At 72.2% G+C, this 23,524-nt stretch carries 16 protein-coding genes; 10 read left to right on the plus strand and 6 right to left on the minus strand.

What is annotated here, in order from left to right; translation table 11 throughout:
- Nucleotides 1-58: 58 nt before the first annotated feature.
- Genes Air01nite_RS30010 through Air01nite_RS30020 form a run of 3 tightly spaced genes read right to left on the minus strand, consistent with a single transcriptional unit; the run spans nucleotide 59 to nucleotide 5,387 of the window.
- Nucleotides 59-1,375 carry an MFS transporter gene (locus tag Air01nite_RS30010; protein ID WP_203706707.1) on the minus strand — a complete coding sequence of 439 codons (1,317 nt, stop codon included), beginning with the start codon at nucleotides 1,373-1,375 and terminating at the stop codon, nucleotides 59-61.
- Between the two features lie 58 nt (nucleotides 1,376-1,433).
- Entirely contained in the window at nucleotides 1,434-4,028 is a 2,595-nt protein-coding gene (locus Air01nite_RS30015) for a tetratricopeptide repeat protein (protein WP_203706708.1), read from the minus strand.
- Between the two features lie 48 nt (nucleotides 4,029-4,076).
- Nucleotides 4,077-5,387, minus strand: a complete 1,311-nt coding sequence (locus tag Air01nite_RS30020; RefSeq protein ID WP_203706709.1) for a hypothetical protein — start codon at nucleotides 5,385-5,387, stop codon at nucleotides 4,077-4,079.
- A gap of 221 nt (nucleotides 5,388-5,608) precedes the next feature.
- On the opposite strand from Air01nite_RS30020, the gene Air01nite_RS30025 reads away from it, so the two are divergent.
- From Air01nite_RS30025 to Air01nite_RS30050, 6 genes are all read left to right on the plus strand, one after another.
- On the plus strand, nucleotides 5,609-8,182 hold the full coding sequence (locus Air01nite_RS30025; protein ID WP_203706710.1) for an ATP-binding protein: 2,574 nt from the start codon (nucleotides 5,609-5,611) through the stop codon (nucleotides 8,180-8,182).
- Nucleotides 8,183-8,252: 70 nt separating this feature from the next.
- Nucleotides 8,253-8,525, plus strand: coding sequence for a hypothetical protein (locus Air01nite_RS30030; RefSeq protein WP_203706711.1), 273 nt, complete (start codon nucleotides 8,253-8,255; stop codon nucleotides 8,523-8,525).
- Entirely contained in the window at nucleotides 8,525-10,693 is a 2,169-nt protein-coding gene (locus Air01nite_RS30035; RefSeq protein WP_203706712.1) for a bifunctional polysaccharide deacetylase/glycosyltransferase family 2 protein, read from the plus strand. Before Air01nite_RS30030 ends, Air01nite_RS30035 begins: the two co-directional genes overlap by 1 nt.
- Before the next feature lie 36 nt (nucleotides 10,694-10,729).
- Nucleotides 10,730-11,050 carry a hypothetical protein gene (locus Air01nite_RS30040; protein WP_239091061.1) on the plus strand — a complete coding sequence of 107 codons (321 nt, stop codon included), beginning with the start codon at nucleotides 10,730-10,732 and terminating at the stop codon, nucleotides 11,048-11,050.
- A gap of 15 nt (nucleotides 11,051-11,065) precedes the next feature.
- Complete coding sequence (locus Air01nite_RS30045; RefSeq protein ID WP_203706713.1) at nucleotides 11,066-11,863, plus strand: alpha/beta hydrolase; 798 nt, start codon at nucleotides 11,066-11,068, stop codon at nucleotides 11,861-11,863.
- A complete protein-coding gene (locus Air01nite_RS30050; RefSeq protein ID WP_203706714.1) occupies nucleotides 11,860-12,525 on the plus strand; it encodes an HAD family hydrolase in 666 nt (221 codons plus the stop codon). Before Air01nite_RS30045 ends, Air01nite_RS30050 begins: the two co-directional genes overlap by 4 nt.
- Here the strand turns inward: Air01nite_RS30050 and Air01nite_RS30055 are convergent.
- Nucleotides 12,488-13,321: an NAD(P)H-binding protein gene (locus tag Air01nite_RS30055; RefSeq protein ID WP_203706715.1), complete on the minus strand. Its 834-nt coding sequence runs from the start codon at nucleotides 13,319-13,321 to the stop codon at nucleotides 12,488-12,490. The two genes, Air01nite_RS30050 and Air01nite_RS30055, sit on opposite strands and share 38 nt — an antisense overlap.
- Before the next feature lie 87 nt (nucleotides 13,322-13,408).
- Between Air01nite_RS30055 and Air01nite_RS30060 the strand changes: the two genes are divergently transcribed.
- Nucleotides 13,409-13,852 carry a MarR family winged helix-turn-helix transcriptional regulator gene (locus Air01nite_RS30060; RefSeq protein WP_203706716.1) on the plus strand — a complete coding sequence of 148 codons (444 nt, stop codon included), beginning with the start codon at nucleotides 13,409-13,411 and terminating at the stop codon, nucleotides 13,850-13,852.
- Here Air01nite_RS30060 and Air01nite_RS30065 read toward each other — a convergent pair.
- Complete coding sequence (locus Air01nite_RS30065; RefSeq protein ID WP_203706717.1) at nucleotides 13,824-14,513, minus strand: UdgX family uracil-DNA binding protein; 690 nt, start codon at nucleotides 14,511-14,513, stop codon at nucleotides 13,824-13,826. The genes Air01nite_RS30060 and Air01nite_RS30065 overlap by 29 nt on opposite strands.
- A gap of 49 nt (nucleotides 14,514-14,562) precedes the next feature.
- The gene (locus Air01nite_RS30070; RefSeq protein ID WP_203706718.1) at nucleotides 14,563-15,897 is read right to left on the minus strand and encodes an aminotransferase class I/II-fold pyridoxal phosphate-dependent enzyme; all 1,335 of its coding nucleotides are present in this window, start codon (nucleotides 15,895-15,897) and stop codon (nucleotides 14,563-14,565) included.
- A gap of 40 nt (nucleotides 15,898-15,937) precedes the next feature.
- Here Air01nite_RS30070 and Air01nite_RS30075 point away from each other — a divergent pair, with 40 nt between their 5' ends.
- The 3 genes from Air01nite_RS30075 to Air01nite_RS30085 all read left to right on the plus strand — a co-directional run bounded on the left by Air01nite_RS30075 (nucleotide 15,938) and on the right by Air01nite_RS30085 (nucleotide 23,480).
- Nucleotides 15,938-17,170, plus strand: a complete 1,233-nt coding sequence (locus Air01nite_RS30075) for a bifunctional pyridoxamine 5'-phosphate oxidase family protein/GNAT family N-acetyltransferase (RefSeq protein WP_203706719.1) — start codon at nucleotides 15,938-15,940, stop codon at nucleotides 17,168-17,170.
- Nucleotides 17,171-17,402: 232 nt separating this feature from the next.
- The gene (locus Air01nite_RS30080) at nucleotides 17,403-21,968 is read left to right on the plus strand and encodes an ATP-dependent helicase (protein ID WP_239091064.1); all 4,566 of its coding nucleotides are present in this window, start codon (nucleotides 17,403-17,405) and stop codon (nucleotides 21,966-21,968) included.
- 177 nt (nucleotides 21,969-22,145) lie between these two features.
- On the plus strand, nucleotides 22,146-23,480 hold the full coding sequence (locus tag Air01nite_RS30085) for a DUF6884 domain-containing protein (RefSeq protein WP_203706721.1): 1,335 nt from the start codon (nucleotides 22,146-22,148) through the stop codon (nucleotides 23,478-23,480).
- The last annotated feature ends 44 nt before the right edge of the window (nucleotides 23,481-23,524 follow it).

Consider the following 23,524-nt stretch of genomic DNA (forward strand, 5'->3'; position numbering starts at 1 on the left):
GCCCCTCTCAAGGGGCCGGCTTTGTGAGTGGTGGGCTTGTTCGCGGCTGGTCAGCCGGTCAGCGGTTTGAGACCGGGCCCAGGTCTGGGATCGGGTCCGCCGCGTCCGTGGGGGATTGCCCGACCGGGCCGGAGGAAGAAGGTGCCGGCCCGGTGGGCAACGGCCGTAACGCTAGCGCGACAAGTGGGACCACCGCAGTAGCCGCCAGCAGCGTCAGGACTGGATAACCGGCCAGTTCCACCACCACACCGCTCAGGGCGCCCGCTGCCGCTCCCGCCGCGCCCATCACGGTGTCCGACAGGCCCTGGGCCGCGGCCCTGACCTCTACCGTCACCGACTCCGACAGCAGCGTCGAACCCGCCACCATCGTCGCGGACCAGCCCAGGCCCAGCAGGAACAGGCCTACCGTCAGCCATGGGGTCGAATGGCCCGATGTGCCCGCCACCGCGCACGCCGCTGCCAGGACCGCAGCACCGCCGAGGATGACCGCCCGGCGGCCCACGCGGTCCGCCAGCCAGCCGACCAGCGGTGAGAACGCGTACATCCCGACGATGTGCACGCTGAGCACCACACCCACGATCCGCAACACATCGGCGTCGCCGTGGCCCGATTGCAGGTCGATGTGTACCGGTGTCATCGACATCACGCCGACCATCACCAGGTGGCCCACCGCGACCGAGGCCACACCCAGTCGTGCCGTCGCGTTGCCGAAGACCGCGCGGAAGCCGTCGCGCAAGGTCGTTGGTCGCGGGTTGCCCTGTGCCGGTGCCAGGGCGCGTGCCGTGAGCAGCGGGTCGGGGCGCAGGAACGTGAACAGCACCACCGCGGCGATCGTGAAGGCCACCGCGCTCGCCGCGAACGGGCCGCCCAGCGCCGGCAGGCCGAGGCCGGTGCCGGCCTCGTCGGCCAGCGAGGTCAGGTTCGGCGCGGCTACCGCGCCGAGGGTGGTCGCCCAGACGATCACCGCCAGTTGGCGGGCCCGGCGCTCCGGTGTCGCCAGGTCGATCGCGGCGTAGCGGGCCTGCAGGTTCGCCGCCGACCCGCCGCCGAAGCCGGCGAAGCCGATCAGCAGCAGCGGCAGGCTGTCGAGGGCCGTGGCCAGCACGACCAGGACCGAGCCGACCAGACCGACGGCGTACGCGGCCACCAGACCGCTGCGTCGCCCGTACCCAGTCATGATCTTGCTGATCGGAATGGCCAGCGCCGCCGCGCCAACGACCATCATGCTGGACGCCACGCCGGAGACGGCCGTGCCGCCGATCCGGGCTGCCAGCAGCGCACCGACCGCGATGCCGATCGTGGTGCCGATGCCGGCCAGGACCTGTGTGCCGAACAGCAGCCGCAGGGTGTGCCGCTGCACGGCCGTCACGTCCATGCCTGGCAGGTTAACGACTCGGCGGCGATGCCGTAAGGCACCGGTCGACTGTTCTTCCTTACCGCCCGATCGACCCGCCTTGATCCGCCGACGTGCCGGGCCCGGACAGCGACGAGATCCGCTCGCGCGCCGCCGCGCGAGCGTCGGCGTCGCCGAGGTCCGCGGCACGGGACAGGGCCTGCCGGTAGTACGACCGGGCTTCGGTGGCCCGGTCGTGCGAGGCGTAGACGTCACCCATGGCGAGATACGCGTCCGCGTTCGCCCCGACCAGTCCGGTGACCGCGTCGAAGACGCGCGGCACCTCGTACCACTGCCCCTGCGCCCCGAGCACCGCCGCCAGACCCATCAGCGCGTTCGCCTGGATCGCGGGATCGTCGAGGTCGCGGCCCACCGCGGCGCTCTGCTCGAACGCGGCCTCGGCCTCTCCGAGGGCGCCGCGCAGCAGGAGCGCCGAGCCCAACGCGTGGAACGCGTCCGCCAGCGCCTCGTACTCCTGGAACTCCCGCAGTGTCGCCACGCTGTCCGACAGTTCGACGACAGCGCTGTCGAGCTCGCCCGACTCGATGAGCACGAGGCCGAGGCCGATCTTGGCGTACGCGACGGCGTGGTGATTGCCGATCCGGACCCCGGCCGCGATCCCGCGCCGGTACGCGTCGACGGCGTCCGACCAGGCGCCACGGCCGGCGTAGACCTCCGCGAGGTCGACCGACACCCGGCAGACCAGCTCAGGAAGATCGATGTCCGTCGCGATCGAAAGGCTCGAGTTGTACGCCGCCAGGGCCCTGTGGACCTCCCCACGGTTCATCTCCACCGATCCGATCGTCTGGAGAACCTGGGCCAGATCCGGCCGGCTACCCAGCGCCGTGAAGATCGAGCGGCTCCGTTCGAGGTAATTGATCGCGCGCTCGTGTTCGTTTCTCAGGTCGTACAGCGCACCGAGGCGGGCGAGCACAAGGGCCTCGCTCGCTGGCTCGCCGCGGGAGCGCAGGATGGCGAGGGACTCCTCGTAGAGCGGCGACGCCTCGTCCAACCGCCCGACCTCGGTGTACACGTTGGCCAGCTCGATCATCACCGGGCTTCCGGCCGCTTCGCCCAGCTCGCGGAAGAGCGTGAGGGCGTGCTCGAACAGCGGGATCGCATCGCCGTACGCACCCGAGCGGGCGTAGATCTGCCCGAGCACGGCGAAGGCCTCCGCGGTTAAGGCCTTGTCGTCGAGGGTCCGGCCGATGCTCAACGCCTCCTCGACCGAACCGATGGCCTCCTCTTCTTCGCCGCGCATGCTCTGCAGCTGACCGAGCAACAGCAACCGGTTGGCCTCGTCGAGCCGGTCGCCCCTGCTGCGGGCGAGATTCAGGGCCTCGGTCCAGACGCCGAGGGCGTCGCCGTAGTCGCGTTCGTCGGCATAGAGATGACCGAGTTCGCTGAGTGTGTCGGCGACGGCTGCCTCGTCGCCGATCGTCCGACCCGCGACGAGCGCGTGCTCCAGGACCACCCGCAGATCGCCGAGGCGTCCGCGCGCCCGGAGGTGGCCGGACATCCCGACGGCGAGGCGGATGACGGCCCGGAACATCTCCGCCTCGGCGGCCGTGGCCACCGCCCACAGCAGGTTGCGGGACTCGACCTCGAACCAGGGATCGCTCTCGGGGCGGGCGCCGTCCCGCGCACCCACCTCGTTGGCGTAGAACTCGATCGCTCGGGTCCGCGCCACGCGCTGGTCCACGTCGTCGCCCGCGGCGACCGCGCGCTCGTGGATGACGGCATGGTCGTAGGCGTAACGCCCGTCACCCCGCTGCCCCAGCAGACCGAGCGTGGCCAGACGGTCGAGCACTGACCGCACCCGCTGGCCCGGTTGGTCGAGCACCGCTTCGGCCACCGGCAGCCCGAAGTCCGGCCCGCCGAGCACCGACAACTGGCCGAATGCGCGGGCGGTGCGGTCATCGAGGCGCGCCAGAGTCCGGTCGAGGACGGCTTCCGCCGCGGGCCCCCGTTGCCGGGCGACCGCGTCGAGCAGGTCTGGCAGCGATCCCAGATCCTGCCTTACGTGCAGGCCGGCCAGCCGGATCGCGAGCGGGTTGCCGAGCACGCTCTTGGCCAGTCGCAGCAGCGTGTCCCGATCGACAGACCCCAGCGACACCGAGGTGAACATTTCCGCCGCCGCGTCAGGTGCGAGCCCGGAAAGCTCGATGACACGCATGCTGGACACCAGCCGCGGCCGGCTCCGACTCGCCATGATCAGGACGCTGCCCGGCGAGCCACCCGGCGCCAGTGGATTGTCGTCCAGGTCGCCCGGAACGTCGTCGAGCACGACCACGGCTGGTTGCTCGTGTAGGAGGCTGCGCAGCAGCGCGGCGCCCTGGCCGATCGACTCCGGCACGACGTCGGGCCGCACGCCGAGGGCGAGCAGGAAGCCGGTCAGCGCGTCGTGCATCCCTTGCGGGGTGGCCCGCGCCTCTTCGAGGTTGGCGTACAGGACGACCGGGATGTCGCCGACCTGTGCGGCTTGCTCGGCGACCTCCACCGCGAACGAGGTCTTGCCGATGCCGGGTGGCCCGTGCACGAGGATGGCGGCGCCCTCGGCGCGACTGTCCAGGTTGCGCCGGATTACGCGCAGCGCCCGGTCGAGGTCGTCCCGCCGACCGACGAACGGGCTCACCCTGGGCGGGGGCCGGTGTCGACTCGGGCTCGGCGCCATAGGCTCAACCTAGTTCAGGTCGAGCGGATCGGTCTGTGCGAGATCGTTGCTCGCGTCGAAATCCTGGCCGCTCCAGGGCCACCGCGGGTCGCCGTACTTTCGGAAGAACAGGAACGACCGGTCGACGACGAAGACCCGCTGGCTGTGGCTGTTGTACGTGAGCACGATCGGCTTGATCTCCATCTTGGCCTGGAGCCGGTCGATGCGCGCGAGCGCCCGCAGGAGCGAAGTCCTCGTTATCTTCGACTCGCCGATCGCGGTGATCCGGTCGTGCAGGTCCTTCGCCGAGATGCCGTCCAGCAGGTCCGCGTCGGAGCTGAGCGTCAGTTCCTGGAGCAGGTGCCGGTAGACCTCCAGGCCTTCGGTGAGCCGGCGCATCCCGAGGACGAAGTTCTCGGCGAAGCCCTCGTAGCGCGGACGCATGTCGGCCGCGACCGCCGCCCGGGCCCGGGTCAGGGACTCTCCGACGGTGAGATAGGCCTGCCTGGACTGCTGTTGCAGCATCCCCTCCTCGAAGCAGAGCTTCTCGGTCAGCCTCTGCAGGAGCCCCACGTTGGCGTACGCGTCCTCGACGAGCTTGCGGCGCAGGTGCGGACTCATCGATATGCGCATGGCGTCGGTGCCCCGCACGAGGACATCCGTGAGCTCGTCCTCATGCCACGTCAGGTGGATGTCCTCGACCCGGCCGTCGAGGTCGCCGTTGTAGTAGGGCAGGACGTTGTCCTGCGGCCAGATGCCGATGATGATCGCGTAGACGCCGAGGTCGACCAGTGCCTTGAGGATGAAGGCGAAGGACTTGCGGCTGTCCTCGGATACGTAGTGGAAGTCCTCGAGCACCAGCCGCCGCTCGGATGCGACGAGGGCCTCCGCTATCCAGGACAGGTTCGCCGGCGCGCGCCCGACCGGCTGCGTCTCGACCTGGCCCGACTTCGCCTTCTTCGCGGTCGCCTTGGCGCCGAGCCCCAGCTTGCCGAGCAGCCCGGCGCTCACGTTGGCGGTGCTGCTGATCTCCAGCGTGCCTTCCAGCGCGTTGCCGGCGGTGCGCTTCAGCTCCGCATGGATGCCGAGCACGCCCAGCGCCTCGACCAGCGCGGTCTCGGGGGTGGTGTCGAGCCGGCACTGCACGACGATGGACCTGTCCTCGCCCAGCACGTGCGAGCGCAACCAGGACTTGCCCTGCTTCGAGTCGCCGTGGATCACGACATGGCGTTCCCGTGCGAGCAGCATCCGCAGCCGGTCGTCGAGTGCTCCGCGGTCGACATAGGACAATGGACGCACGGTCTTGCTGATGCCGAACACCTCGTGCAGAGCAACAGCCATGTCGTCCTCTCGTATGGCCGGGCTTGCAGTGCGCGGCAATTTTACGATCGGGAGGACACCGGTCGATGCTGCCCACTTGTCCGAATTTCCCTGGCTCCTTCGTCAGCCGCGGAGCGGCGGGTGTCGCCCGACTCACACCGGAGGGCGCTGTGATCTCCGCATCCGGGCGTCTCGGGGCTAGGCTGTTTCATGTTAAATGCCCCAATAGGGAGTGATACCCCTTGGCTCCGGATCAGCGACTGCGGGTCTTCGTCAGCTCCACGCTCGACGAGCTCGCGACCGAGCGGGCGGCCGTGAGTGAGGCCGTCCTCCGGCTCCACCTCGCACCGGTGATGTTCGAGCAAGGGGCCAGACCGCACGCGCCGCGCGACGTCTACCGTTCGTCCATCGCGCAGAGCCACGTCTTCGTCGGCGTGTACGGCGAGGACTACGGCTGGATCGAGCCGGGCGCGTCGGTCTCGGGGATCGAGGATGAGTACCGCCTGGCCGCGGACATGCCGCGGCTGATCTACGTGAAGACGCCCGCACCCCGCCGCGACCCGAGGCTGGCCGCGCTGATCGAGGACATCGAGTCCAGTGCCGACGTCTCGTTCCGCCGCTTCACCGACGCCCGTGAGCTGCGCCGGCTGGTCGAGCACGACATCGCCGTGCTGCTCACCGAGCGGTTCCAGGAGAGCGGCGTCGGGCCGGAGACCGCGCCGCCGGCGGCGATCCCGGTCGCGCGCACCCAGATGTTCGACCGCGACCTGGAGACCGCCGCCCTGACCGAGCTGCTCACCGACGAGGACGTGCGGCTCGTCACACTGACCGGGCCGGGCGGGGTCGGCAAGACCCGGCTGGCCACCGACCTGGCCGAGCGGCTGCGCCCGGTGTTCCCGGACGGGGTCGGCTACGTCGAGCTGTCCACCGTCAACACGCCCGACCTCGTGGTCGACGCGGTCGCCCGGGCCCTCGGGCTGCGCACCTCCAGCACCTGGCGCCCGCTGGCCGACATCGTGGCGTTCCTGCGTACCCGACAGATGTTGCTCGTGGTCGACAACTTCGAGCATGTGATCGAGGCGGCGCCGGTGCTCGCCGACATCCTCGCCGGCGCGGCGGGCGTGACCGCCCTGGTGACCAGCCGCTCCCCCGTCCGGATCAGCGGCGAGCACGCGTTCGCCCTGGAGCCCCTCGCGACGCCCGACCGGGACATCACGCTCGACGCGGTCGGCCACTACGGCGCGGTGCGGCTGTTCGTCGACCGGGCCCGGGCGGCGTCGGGCTCGTTCACCCTCAACGAGGACAACCTGCCGGCCGTCGTGGAGATCTGCCGCCGGCTGGAAGGGCTGCCGCTGGCGATCGAGCTGGCGGCCGCGAAGGTCCGGGTGCTGCCGCCGGCGGCCATCCTGCAGCGGATGGGTCGCCCGCTCGAGCTGCTCACCGGCGGCGCGCGCGACCTGCCGGACCGGCAGCGCACGCTGCGCGACACCGTCGGCTGGAGCTATGACCTGCTCAGCTTCAGCGAGCGCCGGCTCTTCCGCCGGCTCGCCGTGTTCACCGGAGGGTTCACCCTCGACGCCGCGGAAGCGATCGGTGCCGACGCGACCGGCCTGGCCGGCGACGACCTGCCGAGCTGGGTCGACGACGTCGTGGACTCCCTGGACGGGCTCGTGCAGAGCAGCCTCGTGCGGCAGGTGAGCAAGCCCGCCGCCGAGCCGCGGTTCCGGATGCTCGACAGCATCCGCGAGTTCGCCCTCGACCAGCTTCGCGACGGGCCCGACTGGGAGTCGGCGCACCAGTCGCACGCGGCGCACTACCTGAATCTCGCGGTGTCCGTCGAGCGCGTCCTCAACCGGCTCGCCGAGACCGGGCTGCTGGACCGGCTGGAGACCGAGCACGACAACCTGACCTCGGCGATGGGCTGGTTCCTCGACCACCACGACCCGGAGTCCGCGCTGCGGCTCGCCGAGGCGATCTGGGTCTTCTGGTGGCTGCACGGCCACATCGACGAGGCGCTGCGCTACCTCACCCGGATCTTCGAGATGAGCGAGTACCTGACCCGCCGCGGTTACGGCCGGGCGCTGCTGTCGGCCGGCACGATGTCGCTGGCCAGCGGCGACCTCGCCCGCGGCGGGCCGCGGCTGGAACGGGCACTGCTGATCCTGCGCGAGGTCGGCGACATGGAGGGCATCGCGCGGGCCGCCGGACCGCTCGGCCACCTCGCGGTCGTCCAGCACGACTTCGACCGCGCCCGCCCGCTGATCGAGGAGGCGAGCCGACTCTCGGCGCAGATCGGCGACGACTGGCAGGCGAGCATCCACCACAGCCAGCTCGGCACGATCGCGCTTCTCGAGGACGACCACGACAGCGCCGACGACGAGTTCCACGCGGCGCTGGTCGCGGCGCAGCAGGTCGAAGCCTCGCTGGGCACCTCGGTCGCGCTCTACAGCCTCGCGCTCAACTCGATGGCCCGCGGTGACTTCACCGAGGCGCACGACTACCTGGCCGACGGGCTGTCGGCGGCGTACGGGAAGGGCGACACCAACAGCGCTCCGCTGTTCATCGCCGCGCTCGGCGACCTCGACGCCCGGCAGGGCGAGCCGGAGCGGGCGGTCCGGCTGACCGCCGCGGCCGAGGCACTGCAGACGCCGTCGGGTGCGACCTGGCTGGCCGCGTACGTGCTGCCGTGGCCCGACGACGGCCCGGACGCCGAATCGCTGCGCCGCAAGCTGGGCAACATCACCTACGACCGGGCGGGCCGGCAGGGTGCCGCGCTCGGACTCGACCGCGCGGTCGCGGAGGCGCTCGCCACCTGATCCGCCGCAGGATGCGGACATAAGCCTTGTTGATCATGCAGGGTCGGTGCGGGATTCCTACGCTTTTGCCATGGGCAATCGATTCGTGGGTCGGGCGCGAACCACCGACCTGATCCGTTTGGACGCTCCGCGACCGAGCGGGAGCAGCGCCGCGCGCGGCCGGGCCGACATGCCTGACGTCGCCACCCGGAAGATCGCGCTGCCGGACCTGACCCAGGCCATCTTCGTCGACCGCAGCGGCCGCCGCGGTCGGCGACTGCGCTGGATCGTGTACGCCGTCTGCGCGCTCGTGCTCGTCCTGTTGGCCCTGCTCTGGCTGAGCCAGGTGGTCGAGGCCGGCTGATGGGCACCTGGCGCGAGGGCCAGCGGATCGGCGACACCCAACACATCGTGCTGCCCGAGCCCAGGCGGCCCCGGTTCTCCGGGCGCCGCTGGATCCTGGCCGGGATCGGCACGCTGGTGCTGGCGAACCTGCTGGCCATCGGCGCGTACGCCAACTCCCGGTTCGCGCCCGACAACGAGGGCGAGCCCGGCCCGCGCGACACGGTGCCCGTCGCCGTCCGCGAGGGTGGCCCGGTGGTCGACGCCCGCGGCGGCAAGGCGGCCAGCCATCGCATCCCGGACCGCACGATCGTGCTCACCTTCGACGACGGCCCCGATCCACAGTGGACGCCGAAGGTGCTCGACGTCCTGCACAAGCACGGCGTGCCGGCCACGTTCTTCGTGATCGGCTCGCAGACCAGCCGGCACCCGGAGTTCGTCGAGCGGATGGTCCGCGAGGGGCACGAGGTCGGCGCGCACACGTTCACCCACCCCGACCTCGCGGGGCTTCCCGGCTGGCGGCAACGGCTCGAGCTGAGCCAGACCCGGTCGGCGATCGCGTACGCGGCCGGCATCACGACTCCGCTGGTGCGGCTGCCGTACTCCAGCGGGGTCGACTCGCTCGACGACGAGCACTGGTCGGTCGTCCGGGCGGCCGGCGCGGAGGACCTGGTCTCGGTCTTCGACGACACCGACAGCCGGGACTGGGCACGCCCGGGCGTCGACGCGATCGTGCGCAGCTCGACGCCGGAGGACGGCCGGGGCGCGGTGGTGCTGCTGCACGACGCCGGCGGCGAACGCTCGCAGACCGTCGCCGCCCTCGACCGGTTCATCCCGATGATGCGCGAGCGGGGCTACCGGTTCACCACGGTCGAGGGCGCGTTCGGTGCCAGCACGCCCGGCCTCGCGCCCGGGAAGGCCGGCGCCGGTGACAAGGTCCGCGGCGGGCTGCTGGTGTGGGCCGTCAAGGTGGCCGACGGCACGGGGCGGCTGCTCTGGGCGCTCCTGCTGCTGGTCGGCGTGCTGACGCTCGCCCGTACCCTCGTGCTGTTCGGTTTCGCCGTGCGACATGCCCGCCGGCGGCGCGCCCGCACCTGGTCGTGGGGTCCTTCGGTCGACGAGCCGGTCACGGTCATCGTGCCCGCCTACAACGAGCGGAAGACTATCGCCGCGGCCGTGCGCAGCCTGGCCACCGGCACCCATCCCGGCATCGAGGTGCTGGTCGTCGACGACGAGTCCGACGACGGCACCGCGGAAGAGGTGGAGAGCCTCGGCCTGCCCAACGTCCGGGTGGCGCGGGTGCCCGGCGGCGGCAAGGCGGCCGCGCTCAACGCCGGCGTCGCGCTGGCGGCGCACGACCTGCTGGTGATGGTCGACGCCGACACCGTGGTCACGCCGGACGCGATCCACAAGCTCGTGCAGCCGTTCGCGGACCCGCGGGTGGGCGCGGTCGCCGGCAACGTCAAGGTCGGCAACAAGCGCCGGATCATCGGGACCTGGCAGCACATCGAGTACGTGATCGGCTTCAACCTGGACCGGCGCCTCTACGACACGCTGCATTGCATGCCGACGATTCCCGGCGCGCTCGGCGGCTTCCGCCGGCAGGCGATCCGCGACGCGGGCGGGCTCAGCCGGGCCACCCTCGCCGAGGACACCGACCTGACGATGGCGATCCACCGGGCCGGCTGGCGCGTGGTCTACGAAGAGTCCGCGGTGGCGCGCACCGAGGCGCCCAACACGCTCGGCCAGCTCTGGCGGCAGCGCTACCGGTGGAGCTACGGCACGATGCAGGCGATGTGGCGGCACCGCCGCGCGCTCGTCGAGCAGGGCCCCTCGGGCCGGTTCGGGCGGCGCGGCCTGCCGTTCATCGCGCTGTTCTCCATCGCCCTCCCGCTGCTCGCCCCGGTGCTCGACATCCTCGCCGTGTACGGCCTGTTCTTCCTGGACCGCGTCGAGGCGCTGATCGCCTGGCTCGCGGTGCTGGTGATCCAGGTGGTGACCGCGATCCTCGCGTTCCGCCTCGACCGGGAGCCCCTGCGCCCGCTCTGGGCGCTGCCGCTCCAGCAGCTCGTCTACCGCCAGGTGATGTACCTGGTGCTGGTGCACGCCGCGGCGACCGCGCTGACCGGCGGCCTGCTCAAATGGCAGCACCTGCGGCGCAGCGGCGAGGTGGCGGCCGAGGCGACCTGACCGTTTCGCCCGCGATACGGCGGTAGGGTGCTTGTCGTGGGAGTCAGGCGGGAACGCGGCATGTCGGCCGAGCCTGAGGTCGTCTACAACACCGCGACGGATCCGGCGCGGTCGCCCGGGTGGCTGCCCGAGCGTTTGCACCGGGTACGCGCCGCCATGGCGCCCGGGCTCGCCGCCACCTGGCGCGACGGAGTCTGGCTGGCCTCGCTGGTGGTCGAGGACGAGCCCGCCGGCGGTGCCGTCGCCGTGCTGGAGGTCTCGGCGGCCGGGGTCGGCGACAGCCAGTTGGGCGCGGTCGCGGAGCGCGCGCTGTTCGAGCTCGATCGCGAAGTGGCGGACAACCTCACCCCCGGCTGACCTATCGTGGGTTCGGTGGACGAGGTCGCGGCACTGCGCGCCGGTGCGCTGGCGCGGGCGGCCGCGCGTACGCCCGGTCCGCCGATGGCCACCGAGGACAGCCGGATCGCCGGCGTGCCGGTGCGGGCTTACCAGTCGGGTGCGACGCCCATCACCGTGTTCTTCCACGGCGGCGGCTTCGTGGTCGGCGACCTGGACACCCATGACGCGCAGGTGCGGCGGCTCGCCCACGCGACCGGCGCGAGCGTGGTGGCGGTCGACTACCGGCGGGCTCCGGAGCATCCGTGGCCGGCGGCCGTGGACGACGCGGAGGCCGTGCTCACCTCGCTGGCCGGCACGGGCGCGCCGCTCGCGGTCGCCGGCGACTCGTCCGGCGGCATGATCGCGGCGCTGGCCGCCCTGCGGGTGCCGGGCCTGGTGGCGCAGTTGCTGATCTGCCCGAACGCCGACCCGACGCTGAGCTCACCGAGCGTGCGGTCAGAGGCGGACAACCCGTTCCTGGACCCGGGCGTGCTGCGCCGGTGGATCGGCTGGTGGCTGCCCGACGCCGCGGTGCGGTCGTCGGCCGCGGTCAACCTGCTGGTCGCCGACGTGCACGCGCAGCCGCCGGCGCTGATCGTCACCGCCGAGCACGATCCGCTGCGCGACGAGGGCGAGGCGTACGCGGCCCGGTTGGGCGACGCCGGCGTACCCGTGCGGCACTGGCGCGAGCCCGGCCTCCTGCACGACTTCCCGACGATGCGCGACGCGGATCCCGGCGCCGCGGCGGCCGAGGACCGTTTCCTGGCCGCGGCCCGCGAGCTGCTGTCATGACCGTCCTGCACGTGTTCGACATGGACGGAACGCTGCTGCGCGGCTCGTCCGCGAGCCTGCAGATCGCCGCGGCGACCGGCACCGTCGCGCAGGTGGCCGGGCTGGAGGCGGCGTTCGCGGCGGGTCGGATCGACACGGTCGGGTTCGCGCGGGGCGTGCGAGCGCTCTGGCGGTCGCTGACGCTCGACATCGTGGCCACGGTCTATGCCGGCAGCCCGTGGTTGTCGGGGATCCGCGAGGTGTGTGCCGACATCCGCGCGCGGGGCGAGCGGTCGGCCGTGATCACGTTGTCGCCGGACTTCTTCGCCCGGCTGCTGCTCGACGAGGGCGTCGACGAGGTGATCGCGTCGCGTTTCCCCGTGCCGCCGTTCGCCACGCCCGTCGACCCCGCGGGCATTCTCACGCCGGCGGACAAGGTGCGGATCGTCGACTCGCTGTTGGTCCGGCACGGGCTGCCGCGGTCGCGGTGTGTCGCCTATGGAGACTCCCTTTCGGACGCTCCGCTGTTCGCGTATCTGGGCGCGCTCACCGTGGCGGTCAACGCCGACGAGCACCTGGCTTCTCTGGCGGCGGTGGCCTATGCGGGTGATGACCTGCTCGGCGCGTACGCCCTGGGTCGATCTCTCATCGACGCACCCAATGCCCAAGGTGCGTGTCGATGAACTCCGCCACAGCGATGGGCTGCCTGCCGGTGACCTTCTCGACGTCGTTCGAGAGCTCGCCGAACTCGCCTCGCTCGACGCGGTCGTAGATGTCGTCGAGGAGGTCCGCGGTCCACGGGTCAAGGCCGTTCAGGGCCTGCTGCCGAGGTGGGTCGTCGGCGCGCACCGGCTGCGGGAGGCGGGCGGAAAGTGCCGCCGCGACGGCCTCGACCGTCAGCGCGCCGGGTCCGGTGAGCGTGTAGGCCTGGCCTTGATGGTCGGCGGGCGCGCGCAGTGCGGCCACCGCGACGGCGGCGATGTCCCGTGCGTCGACCCAGGCGATGGGCGCGCCGCCGGAGGGCAGCCCGAGGACCCGGTCGTCGCGGATGCTGTCGCGGTAGAACCGGGGATCGGTCAGCACCTGGTGAAACCACGAGGGCCGGAGCAGGGTCCAGGTGGCGGCCCGGTCGGTGACCGCGGCTTCGACCTGGCGCACCCAGTGGTCCGGGGTGAGCCCGGCCGCTCCCTGCTCGGACAGCAGCACGACGTGGGCCTCCGGGTTGAGGTCGACCAGGCCGGCGACGAGCCGCGGGGCGTCCGGAAGGTCCGGACGCATCAGGTAGACCGCGTCCGCGCCGTGGATCGCTGCCGGCCACGTTGCCGGGTCGTGCCAGTCGAACGCCACCGGACGCACGTTGCGGCTCGGTGCGGCGTCCGGTTTGGACGATCCGGCGCGGACGGTCAGGTCGTGCAGCTGGCGGACCACTTCGCGGCCGGTCTTTCCGCGGGCGCCGGTCACGAGCACGTCCTGGGGCATGGCCACTCCTCGCAGATGCTTGATTGACTCAAGCATTATGCTCGCATCAATGCTTGAGCGGATCAAGCAGTTGGTAGATTTGATCCCATGGCTGTGCCGTCCGGGCCCGTCACCGCGTCGACCGAGACCGAGCGGGCCATGTTCGACTTCGTCGACGCCTATGACCGTGCCTACGAAACGGCTGCGGTGAAACACGGGCTGACCGCCGCCCAGGCGTGCGTGCTCGGTCGGCTGACGCGGCCTCGGGGCATGGGCGAGCTGGCCGACGAGTTGGGATGCGACGCGTCGAACATCACCCAGATCATCGCCAGGCTCGAGACACGAAATCTCGTCCAGCGGCAGACCCACCCCCACGACCGCCGGTCGAGGCAGATCATCCGGACCATCGTCGGCGACGGCCTCTATGCGGAGTTCGAGGAGTCCTTCGAGTTCGCCCGGTCGGCGCTGTCCAACCTCAGCGCCGAGGAGCGGGACGAGCTCGCGACCCTGCTCCGCAAGGCCCTCACCGCACCAGCGACGCCACCACTTTGAGGTCGTCGACCAGGCCGTTGAACGCGATGTCCTGGTCGTCGGCGCGGAGCACGGCCGACGGGTGGATCGTGGCGACCAGCTTGGCCGGCGGCACCTCGACGCCGCCCTCGACCGGTGCGACCCGGAAATCGTCGGGGTGCTGCGCCGCGCCCGGCCACGACAGCACCTGACCGCGCTGGCGGGTGACCCGGAACGACGGGCCGAGCAGCGCCTTGGCCGCCGTGGCGCCGAGCACGACGACCACCTCGGGGCGCAGCAGCGCGAACTCCGAGACCAGCCACGGCCGGCAGGCCGTGATGTGCTGCTGTTCCGGGGTCTGGTGGATCCGGCGCTGTCCTCTTCGGACGAAGCGGAAATGCTTGACCGCGTTCGTGATGTAGAGGACCGCCGGGTCGATGCCGGCCGCGTCGACCGCCCGGCGCAGCACGCGACCGGCCGGGCCGACGAACGGCAACCCGTGGGTGTCCTCGATGTCGCCGGGCTGCTCGCCGACCATCACGATCCGCGCGTCGGCGGCACCGCGGCCGAACACCACCTGGGTCGCGTCCTCGTAGAGCTCGCAGCCCCGGCAGCCCGGCGCGGCCCGCCTCAGGTCATCGAGACTGCGTGCGTCGTCGGGGATGAACCGTTCTGCCCCGGGTGGTGGTTCCGTCGGCGCCATTGGGACTTTCTACCCCTTCTTCGCGGGCGTACGCCGCCGGGGTCGCTTCTCAGGCGCTGAACGACCGCGGCGGTGCGCCGCGGACGGCCCGGGCCACCGCGGCGGCCAGCGGCTCGATCCCGTCCTCGTCGAGGCGGCTGATCGTGATCCGGATGCCGGCGGGTGCGCCCACCCGGTAGAGCGACCCCGGCGCGACCGCGTAACCGGCGTCGCGCAGCGCGGTGACCACCGAGGTCTCGTCGCCGACCGGCACCCACACGTTGATGCCCGTGCGACCCTGGCTGGCCACGCCGTGCGCGTCGAGCGCGGCCCGCAGCGCGGCACGCCGGCGCTCGTAGCTCTCCCGCGCCGTCGCCACCTGCTCGGCCACCGCCGGGTCCGCCCACAGCCCCGCGACCACCCGTTGCAGCAGCGTCGAGACCCAGCCCGAACCGACCCGCATGCGGCCGGCGACCCGGGCGATCGTGGCGGCGTCGCCCGCCAGCACGGCCAGCCGCAGGTCAGGGCCGTAGGGCTTGCTCACCGAGCGCAGGAACGCCCAGCTCCGGGTCGCCTTGGCCAGGGTGTGCAGGGGCACGGTGGACAGCTCGGCCGAGTGGTCGTCCTCGATCAGCAGCACCTCGGGGTGGTCGGCGAGCACCCGGCGGAGGTCGGCGGCGCGGCGCCGGCCGATCGCCGCGCCGGTCGGGTTGTGCGCCCGGCTGGTCACGATGAACGCGCGGGCGCCGGCCGCGAGCGCCAGTTCGGTGCCGGCGGGCGTCGGGCCCTGGTCGTCGACCGGCACGCCGACGACCTCCAGGCCGAGCGCGGCGACCAGGTCGATCACGGCGGCCCAGCCCGGGTCCTCGACGGCCACCTTGTCGCCGGGGCGCAGGTGGGCGGCCAGCAGGCGGTCGATGCCGCCGAGGGCGCCGCTGGTCAGGGTCAGGTGCGTGGCGTCGACGCCGTCCTGCGCGAAGCGTGCGGCGGCGGCCTCGGCAAGCTCGGGCAGCACGCCGCCGTGGCTGTAGCCGACCGGGTCGGTGCCGGCCAGGTCTTCGATCTGCCGGCCGAGGTGGGGCAGCAGGCGCAGGTCGGGCTCGCCGGTGAGCAGGTCCAGCGTGCCCGTCGGGGGTGGCACCACGAGCGCGGCGCGGCCGCCGGTGACCGGCGGGCGTGGGCGGACCCGGGTGCCGTTGCGGCCGGCGGTCTCGATCACCCCGCGGGTGCGCAGCGCCTGGTAGGCCTTGGCGACCGTGCCGGCGCTGACACCAAGGCCGTCGGCCAGGCCGCGGACCGGCGGCAGCGGGGTGCCGGGGGCGAGCGCGCCCGTGCGCACGCCGTCCTCGATGCTCGCCGAAATCTCCGCCGCCGTGGCGCCGACGATCTGATAATGTGCTGTCACAGTTCTAGGAATGTACTAGAACAAAAGCCGGGGAGGCAATATGTACGCGCCGACCGAACGCACCGTCGCCACACGGCTCCGCGACCGGATGGCGTACGACACGGAGATCGTGCATTCCGTGCTCGACGAGGCCTATCACTGCGCGCTGGCGTTCGTGGTCGACGGCGAGCCGCGGGTCCTGCCGACGCTGCACGTGCGGGTCGGCGACACGCTGTTCGTGCACGGCTCCAGCGGCGGGCGGCCGCTGCTCGGTGCGCGCGGCGACGGGCTGCGGGTGTGCGTCACCGTCACGCTGCTCGACGGGCTGGTCCTGGCGCGGTCGCAGTTCCACCACAGCGCCAACTACCGCTCGGTGGTCGCGCACGGGGTGGCGACGCTGGTCACCGACGAGACGGAGAAGCGGGCGGCGATGACCGCGCTGGTCGAGAAGATCGGCGCCGGGCGCGCCTCGGAGACCCGGCCGCCGTCGAAGAAGGAGCTCGCCGAGACGTCGGTGCTGGCGCTGCCGCTGCGGGAGGTCTCGGCCCGGCGACGGACCGGTGGCGTGTCGGAGGAATCGCACGACCTGGGGCTGCCCTACTGGGCCGGTGTCGTGCCGCTGCGGATGACCGCCGGGGTTCCGGAGCCGGACGCGGGCGTCGCGGTGGCGTTGCCGTCCTACCTGCGTCCTGCCGTGTCGCCGTGGCTGGACCCCGCGCCGATGGCCGGGTCGCACGTCGTGCTCGAGCCGCTGGATCTGTCGCATGTGGACGAGCTGCTGAAGGCCACCGCGGACCCGTCGGTCTGGTCGCACCTGTCGGTGGCGCAGCCGCGGGACCGCGAGGGGATGGCGGCGATCGTGTCGGACGCGCTGGCCGCGTGGCACCGCGGGGAGCGGGTGCCGTGGGTGCAGCGCTCGGCCGTCACGGGTGAGGTGCTGGGCACGACGTCGTACTACGAGGTGGAGCCGGACCGGCGCTCGCTCGCGATCGGCCACACGTTCCTGGGCCGCGCGGCCTGGCGCACAGGCGTCAACACGGAGGCCAAGCTGATGCTGCTCACCCGGGCATTCGAGACGCTGGGCGCGGAACGGGTGGTCTGGCACACGGACATCCGCAACGACCGCTCACAGGCGGCGATCGCCCGGTTGGGCGCGGCCCGCGAGGCCCTGCTCCGCCACCACCGCATCCGCCCGAACGGCACGTGGCGCGACACGGTCCAGTACGCGATGCTCGCCGAAGACTGGCCCGCGGCCTCGACCGCCCTCCGCACCCGCCTCCGCCCACCCGCCTGACCCTTGCGTGCTGCGCACGCTTCAACCAATGCTGCTTGCGCGGCATCCGATTTTCGAGGGCGAGGCAGCGCGGACCTGGCAGCGGAGCGAAGCGGAGCGGTGTCCGGCGGGAGCGTCGGTCCGGACCATGGCGGACCCGGGAAAAGATGCCTTTGATCGGCTGTTTGACCGGTTTGAAGATCATCCCTTAGGAACTGTCACACCCCTCGGGCACGATTGGCTCGTGGACGTGATGGAGCAGTTTTCGCCGGCGACCAGGGAGTGGTTCGCCGCCGCCTTCGCTGCGCCCACCGATGCCCAGGCTGGTGCCTGGAAGGCGGTGGGTGCCGGGCGCAACGCCCTGGTCGTGGCGCCCACCGGGTCCGGCAAGACGCTCGCGGCCTTCCTCTGGTCGCTCGACCGGCTGGCCCGCGAGCCGCTGCCGGCCGACCGCAAGCAGCGGTGCCGGGTGCTCTACGTCAGCCCCCTCAAGGCGCTGGCCGTCGACGTCGAGCGCAACCTGCGCGCGCCGCTGACCGGCATCCGGCACGCGGCCGGGCGGCTCGGGCTGCCGCCGCCCGACGTCACCGTCGGCATGCGCACCGGCGACACGCCCGCTGACGAGCGGCGCGCGTTCGCCCGCACGCCGCCCGACATCCTGATCACCACCCCGGAGTCGCTGTTTCTGCTGCTCACCTCGGCGGCGCGCGACTCGCTGCGGGGGGTCGAGACCGTGATCATCGACGAGGTGCACGCGGTCGCCGCCACCAAGCGCGGTGCGCACCTGGCGCTTTCCCTCGAGCGGCTCGACGAGCTTCTGCCCAAGCCTGCCCAGCGCATCGGGCTGTCCGCGACCGTGCGGCCCGTGCAGGAGGTCGCGCAATTTCTCGGCGGCGCGCAGCCGGTCGACGTCGTGCGGCCGGCGACGCCGAAGACGATCGAGGTCAGCGTCCAGGTGCCGGTCGAGGACATGACCCGGCTCGACGAGGTAGAGGAGCCCGGCGGCGGCGACGAGTTGGGCACGCCCCGGCGGGTGTCGATCTGGCCGGCGGTCGAGGAGCGGGTCTACGACCTGATCACCCGGCACCGGTCCACGATCGTGTTCACCAACTCCAGACGCAGCGCCGAGCGGCTCTGCGCGCGGCTCAACGAGCTCGCCGAGGAGGCGGTCGAGGAGATCGCCGCCGGTGGGTCGGCGCGGCTGCCGGCCGAGATCATGGCGCAGTCCGGTGCGGCCGCCGGGGCCGCGCCGGTGATCGCCCGCGCCCACCACGGCAGCGTCTCCCGCGAGGAGCGGAAGAACACCGAGGAGGCGCTGAAGTCCGGCGTGCTGCCGGCCGTCGTCGCCACCTCCAGCCTGGAGCTGGGCATCGACATGGGCGCCGTCGACCTGGTGATCCAGATCGAGGCGCCGCCGTCGGTGGCCGCCGGCCTGCAGCGGGTCGGCCGGGCCGGCCACCAGGTGGGCGCGGTGTCCCGTGGTGTGGTCTTCCCCAAGCACCGCGGTGACCTGGTCTCCTGCGCGGTGGTCGCCGAGCGGATGGGCGAGGGTGCGATCGAGGAGCTGCGCTACCCGCGCAATCCGCTCGACGTGCTCGCGCAACAGGTCGTCGCGATGGTGGCGCTCGACCCGTGGTCGGTCGGCGACCTGTCGGTGCTGGTCCGCCGGGCGGCGCCGTTCGCCGAGCTGCCCGACTCCGCCCTGCACGCGGTGCTCGACATGCTCTCGGGGCGCTACCCGTCGACCGCGTTCGCCGAGCTGCGCCCGCGGCTGGTCTGGGACCGGGCGACCGACCAGCTCACCGGTCGGCCGGGCGCCCAGCGGCTGGCGGTGACCAGCGGTGGCACGATCCCCGACCGGGGCCTGTTCGGCGTGTTCCTCGCCGGTGCCGAGCGCGCCGCCCGGGTCGGCGAGCTCGACGAGGAGATGGTCTACGAGTCCCGGGTCGGCGACGTCTTCCTGCTCGGGTCGACGTCGTGGCGCATCGAGGACATCACGCCCGACCGGGTTCTGGTGTCGCCGGCGCCGGGGCAGCCGGCCCGCATGCCGTTCTGGAAGGGCGACCAGATCGGCCGGCCGGTCGAGCTGGGCCGGGCCATCGGCGCCCGGCTGCGCACCCTGGTCAAGCAGGAAGACGAGGTCGCCGTCGGGGCCTTGAAATCCGGCGGCCTCGACGATTGGGCCGCCGGCAATCTGATGGCCTACCTGCGCGAGCAGCGCGAGGCGACCCGCTCGCTGCCCGACGACCGCACCGTGGTCGTCGAGCGGTTCCGCGACGAGCTGGGCGACTGGCGAATGGCCGTCCACTGTGTCCTCGGCGCCCGGGTCAACGGGCCGTGGGCGCTCGCGGTCGGGCAGCGCCTGGCCGAGCGCTACGGCGTCGACGCGCAGGTGATGCCGTCCGACGACGGCATCGTGGTGCGGCTGCCCGACACGGCCGACGAGCCGCCCGGCGCCGACATCGTCGCCTTCGACGCCGACGAGATCACCCAGATCGTCGAGGAGGCGGTCGGCGGGTCGGCGCTGTTCGCGGCCCGGTTCCGCGAGTGCGCCGCCCGGGCGTTGCTGCTGCCGCGCCGCGACCCGCGCCGCCGGCAGCCACTCTGGCAGCAGCGGCAGCGCTCGGCCCAGCTGCTCGACGTGGCGCGCGAATACGGCGACTTCCCGATCACGCTCGAAGCCGCCCGCGAGTGCCTGCAGGACGTGTTCGACGTGCCGGGCCTGACCGGGCTCATGCGCGACCTGGCGGCCCGCAAGGTGCGCCTGGTCGAGGTCGAGACCCCGCGGCCGTCGCCGTTCGCCCGGTCGCTGCTGTTCGGCTATGTGGGCGCGTTCCTCTACGAGGGCGACGCGCCGTTGGCCGAGCGCCGGGCGGCCGCGCTCGCACTCGACTCGGCGCTGCTCGGCGAGTTGCTCGGCCGGGTCGACCTGCGCGAGCTGCTGGAGCCGGCCGTGGTCGCCGAGACCGAGCGCCAGCTGCAATGGCTGACCCCGGAGCGAGCGCCGCGCGACGCGGAAGACGTGGCCGAGCTGCTCCGGCTGCTGGGCGACCTGTCCCCGTCCGACCTGGCGCAGCGGGGCGCTTCCATCGCCTGGGCCGAGGAACTGGTCGCTGCCCGGCGTGCCCTGCTGGTCCGGATCGCCGGCGAAGAACGCTTCATCGGCGTCGAGGACGCGGGCCGGATGCGCGACGCGCTCGGCGTGGCGTTGCCGGTCGGGGTGGCCGAGGCACACCTGGCGCCGGTCGGGGACCCACTCGGCGACCTGGTGGCCCGCTACGCCCGCACGCACGGCCCGTTCGCGGCGACCACCTGCGCGGCCCGCTTCGGGCTCGGCGTCTACGTGGTGGAGCAGTCGCTGCGCCGCCTGGCAGCGACGGGCCGGGTGGTCTCCGGCGAGTTCTCCCCTGGTGGCGCCGGCAACGAGTGGTGCGACGCCGAGGTTCTGCGGATGCTGCGCCGCCGGTCGCTGGCCGCGCTGCGCCGCGAGATCGAGCCGGTGCCGCCGCGGGTGCTGGCGACGTTCCTGCCCCGGTGGCAGCAGGTCGGCTCGTCGGCCCGCGGCGTCGAGGCGGTCGAGGCCGCGATCGAGCAGCTACAGGGCCTGGCGGTGCCGGCGTCCGCGTTGGAGCGCCTGGTGCTGCCGGCGCGGGTGGCCGACTACCAGCCGGGCTACCTCGACGAGCTGTGCGCGAGCGGCGAGGTGGTTTGGGCCGGCGGCGGCGCCATCTCGGGCGGCGACGGCTGGGTCACCCTGGCCTACGCCGACTCGGCGCCGCTGCTGCTCCCGATCCCCGACGAAGCGCTGGCGCTGACACCGCTGCACACGGCGGTGCTCGACGCGCTCGCCGACGGCCAGGCGCTGTTCTTCCGCACCCTGGCCGACCGCGTGGGTTCCACGGACGACGCGGAGCTGGTCGGCGCGGTCTGGGACCTGGCCTGGGCGGGCCACCTGACCAACGACACGCTGGCGCCGCTGCGCGCGGTCCTGAGCGGCGGCGGCGCGCACCGCTCGCGCCCGAGCACGCCACGCACGCGTTACCGCCGGCCCGGTCGCCCGACGATGCCGAGCCGCACGGGCCCGCCGACGGTGGCGGGCCGCTGGTCACGCCTGCCGGCGCGCGACACTGACCCGACCAAGCGGGCCGCGGCCCTGGCCGACGTGCTGCTGGAGCGGCACGGGGTGGTCACCCGCGGCGTGGCAGCGGCCGAAAACGTCGCCGGCGGCTTCGCGGCGGTCTATCCGGTCCTGGCCGCACTGGAGGAACGCGGCGCGGCCCGGCGCGGCTACTTCGTCGAGGGCCTGGGCGCGGCGCAGTTCGCGGTGCCGGGCGCGGTCGACCGCCTGCGCGCGATCGCGGACCGCGCCGACCGGGTCGACGCGGTGGAGGAGCCGGCGGGTCGCGGCCGCGCCCGCGGCACCGGGTCCGCCCTGGTCCTGGCGGCCACGGACCCGGCGAATCCGTATGGAGCGGCCCTGCCGTGGCCGGACCGGGCGGTCGACACGGGCGAGGGCCAGCCAGGCCCGCCGACGGGCCACCGCGCGGGGCGCAAGGCGGGAGCGCTGGTGGTGCTGGTGGGCGGAGAGCTGACGCTTTACGTCGAGCGCGGCGGCCGGACGCTGCTCTCTTTCACGGACGATTCGGAGGCGCTGGCGGCGGCGGCCAAGGCGCTTGCCGACGCTGTCCACACGGGTGCGTTGGGTGCGCTGTCGGTTGAACGCGCCGACGGCGAGGCGGTTTACGCTTCGCCGTTGCGGGACGCTTTGACCTCGGCGGGCTTCCGCGCGACACCGCGCGGGCTGCGACTACGCGGATAAATCGGGAGGAGGGCGTCGTCCGCGAGGGGCACGTCGAGGAGGGCTGGGGCGTCATCGACTCCCCCGCGGCTGCTAGGCCCATTTCTCAGCGTTGAGGAGCAGTCGTTAGCCGACGTGCCTGGTGCGACGATCGTTCGAGGAATTCAATCCCCAAACTCGGTAGTGAAGACTGGCACCATGGCACAGTGGGAGGCTCTGCGGGAGGTCCTCGACAAGGGGCCGACGACCGTCCGGCTGACATGGTCTGAGCTAGAGCTAATTGTCGGCCGATTGCCTCGGTCCGCGGGGAAGCATCGCGCTTGGTGGTCCGGTGACCGCAGACACGTCCACGTCTGGCGTTCGGCCGGCTACACGGCATCCGACATCGTCCTTGGGGAAGCGATCACCTTTATCCGCACGGGCGAACCGGTTTCGACAGGCCGCATACCGCGTGAGCGAAAGACCGAGACGACAGGCATCGCAGCGAAGCCTCGTCGTCGCGCCGGCGCCGCCGATCTGCTGTTGGTCGGCTGCGTAAAGGCCAAGCTCGACGTGCCGGCCGCTGCCCGCGACCTGTACATTTCCCCGCTGTTCAGAATGGAACGCGCGTACGCCGAGCGGCGTGGCGTGCCCTGGTTCATCTTGTCCGCCGAGCACGCCTTGGTGGCTCCCGACGAGTGGTTGGCACCGTACGAGCGGTACCTGCCGGACACCCCGGCACGCTATCGGGGCGCCTGGGGACAGTGGGTGGCTGAAAGGCTCGACTTGTTGGCTGGCCCACTCGCCGGTTGCGTCGTGGAAGTGCATGCCGGTGCGGCGTATGTGGACGCCATCGCCAAACCTCTCTCGGCGAAGGGCGCGAGCCTCGTCGACACGCTTCAAGGGCTGAGCCTCGGCGAGCGACTCGCCTGGTATGACACTGAGGACGCCCATCTCGACGTCGATTCCGCGGACGCGTCCAATGTCGTTGTGTCGGATGTGGACGTTGCGGCTTTCGCGGACCAGTTGCGGCTGGAAGCAACTGCCATATCGCCAAGGGAGTTCCTGGCCCGGCTGGGCGCGGGGCTGGGGCTTCCCGGGCTCTACAGCTGGTGGGTCGATTCGGCCGGCGCTGCCGACCTGTCCCGTGGCCTCGACCACCCCGTCGGAGCAGGGCTTATCTACGCCGGACTCGCGGGTGCGACCAGATGGCCCAGCGGCAAGCGGTCCGCGAACACGCTGTGGGCACGTATCGCCGGCATGCACCTCGGTGGAACCCACGAGTTCTCTACCTTCAGACGCACTCTCGGCTCGGTGTTGGCCAACGCCGATCTACGCGACCGCATCGATGAGAACGCGCTCACGATCTGGATGCACGATCACCTGAGAGTCGTCGCCGTGCCCTGCGTGGATGCCGACACGCTCGGCCGGCTCGAGGAGGCTGTTCTCAGGTCGCTCGACCCTCCCCTCAATCTTAAGTGGATGGCCAGGACACCCGTCCGTGCTCAACTCATTGGGCTACGACGAAAGTACGGACAACATCTCGGCCAATGAATTTCAACACCGGACGGCTGCGGTTGGCGATCAGGCAGGAATCA

The sequence above is a fragment of the Asanoa iriomotensis genome (genome assembly GCF_016862515.1).
Lineage (GTDB): Bacteria > Actinomycetota > Actinomycetes > Mycobacteriales > Micromonosporaceae > Asanoa > Asanoa iriomotensis.

Excerpts from the sequence above, each read along its gene's own strand:
- Air01nite_RS30010 (WP_203706707.1), bottom strand. The coding sequence starts at position 1,375 with ATGGACGTGACGGCCGTGCAGCGGCACACCCTGCGGCTGCTGTTCGGC.
- Air01nite_RS30020 (WP_203706709.1), bottom strand. The coding sequence starts at position 5,387 with ATGGCTGTTGCTCTGCACGAGGTGTTCGGCATCAGCAAGACCGTGCGT.
- Air01nite_RS30030 (WP_203706711.1), top strand. The coding sequence starts at position 8,253 with ATGGGCAATCGATTCGTGGGTCGGGCGCGAACCACCGACCTGATCCGT.
- Air01nite_RS30035 (WP_203706712.1), top strand. The coding sequence starts at position 8,525 with ATGGGCACCTGGCGCGAGGGCCAGCGGATCGGCGACACCCAACACATC.
- Air01nite_RS30050 (WP_203706714.1), top strand. The coding sequence starts at position 11,860 with ATGACCGTCCTGCACGTGTTCGACATGGACGGAACGCTGCTGCGCGGC.
- Air01nite_RS30055 (WP_203706715.1), bottom strand. The coding sequence starts at position 13,321 with ATGCCCCAGGACGTGCTCGTGACCGGCGCCCGCGGAAAGACCGGCCGC.
- Air01nite_RS30060 (WP_203706716.1), top strand. The coding sequence starts at position 13,409 with ATGGCTGTGCCGTCCGGGCCCGTCACCGCGTCGACCGAGACCGAGCGG.
- Air01nite_RS30065 (WP_203706717.1), bottom strand. The coding sequence starts at position 14,513 with ATGGCGCCGACGGAACCACCACCCGGGGCAGAACGGTTCATCCCCGAC.
- Air01nite_RS30075 (WP_203706719.1), top strand. The coding sequence starts at position 15,938 with ATGTACGCGCCGACCGAACGCACCGTCGCCACACGGCTCCGCGACCGG.
- Air01nite_RS30080 (WP_239091064.1), top strand. The coding sequence starts at position 17,403 with ATGGAGCAGTTTTCGCCGGCGACCAGGGAGTGGTTCGCCGCCGCCTTC.
- Air01nite_RS30085 (WP_203706721.1), top strand. The coding sequence starts at position 22,146 with ATGGCACAGTGGGAGGCTCTGCGGGAGGTCCTCGACAAGGGGCCGACG.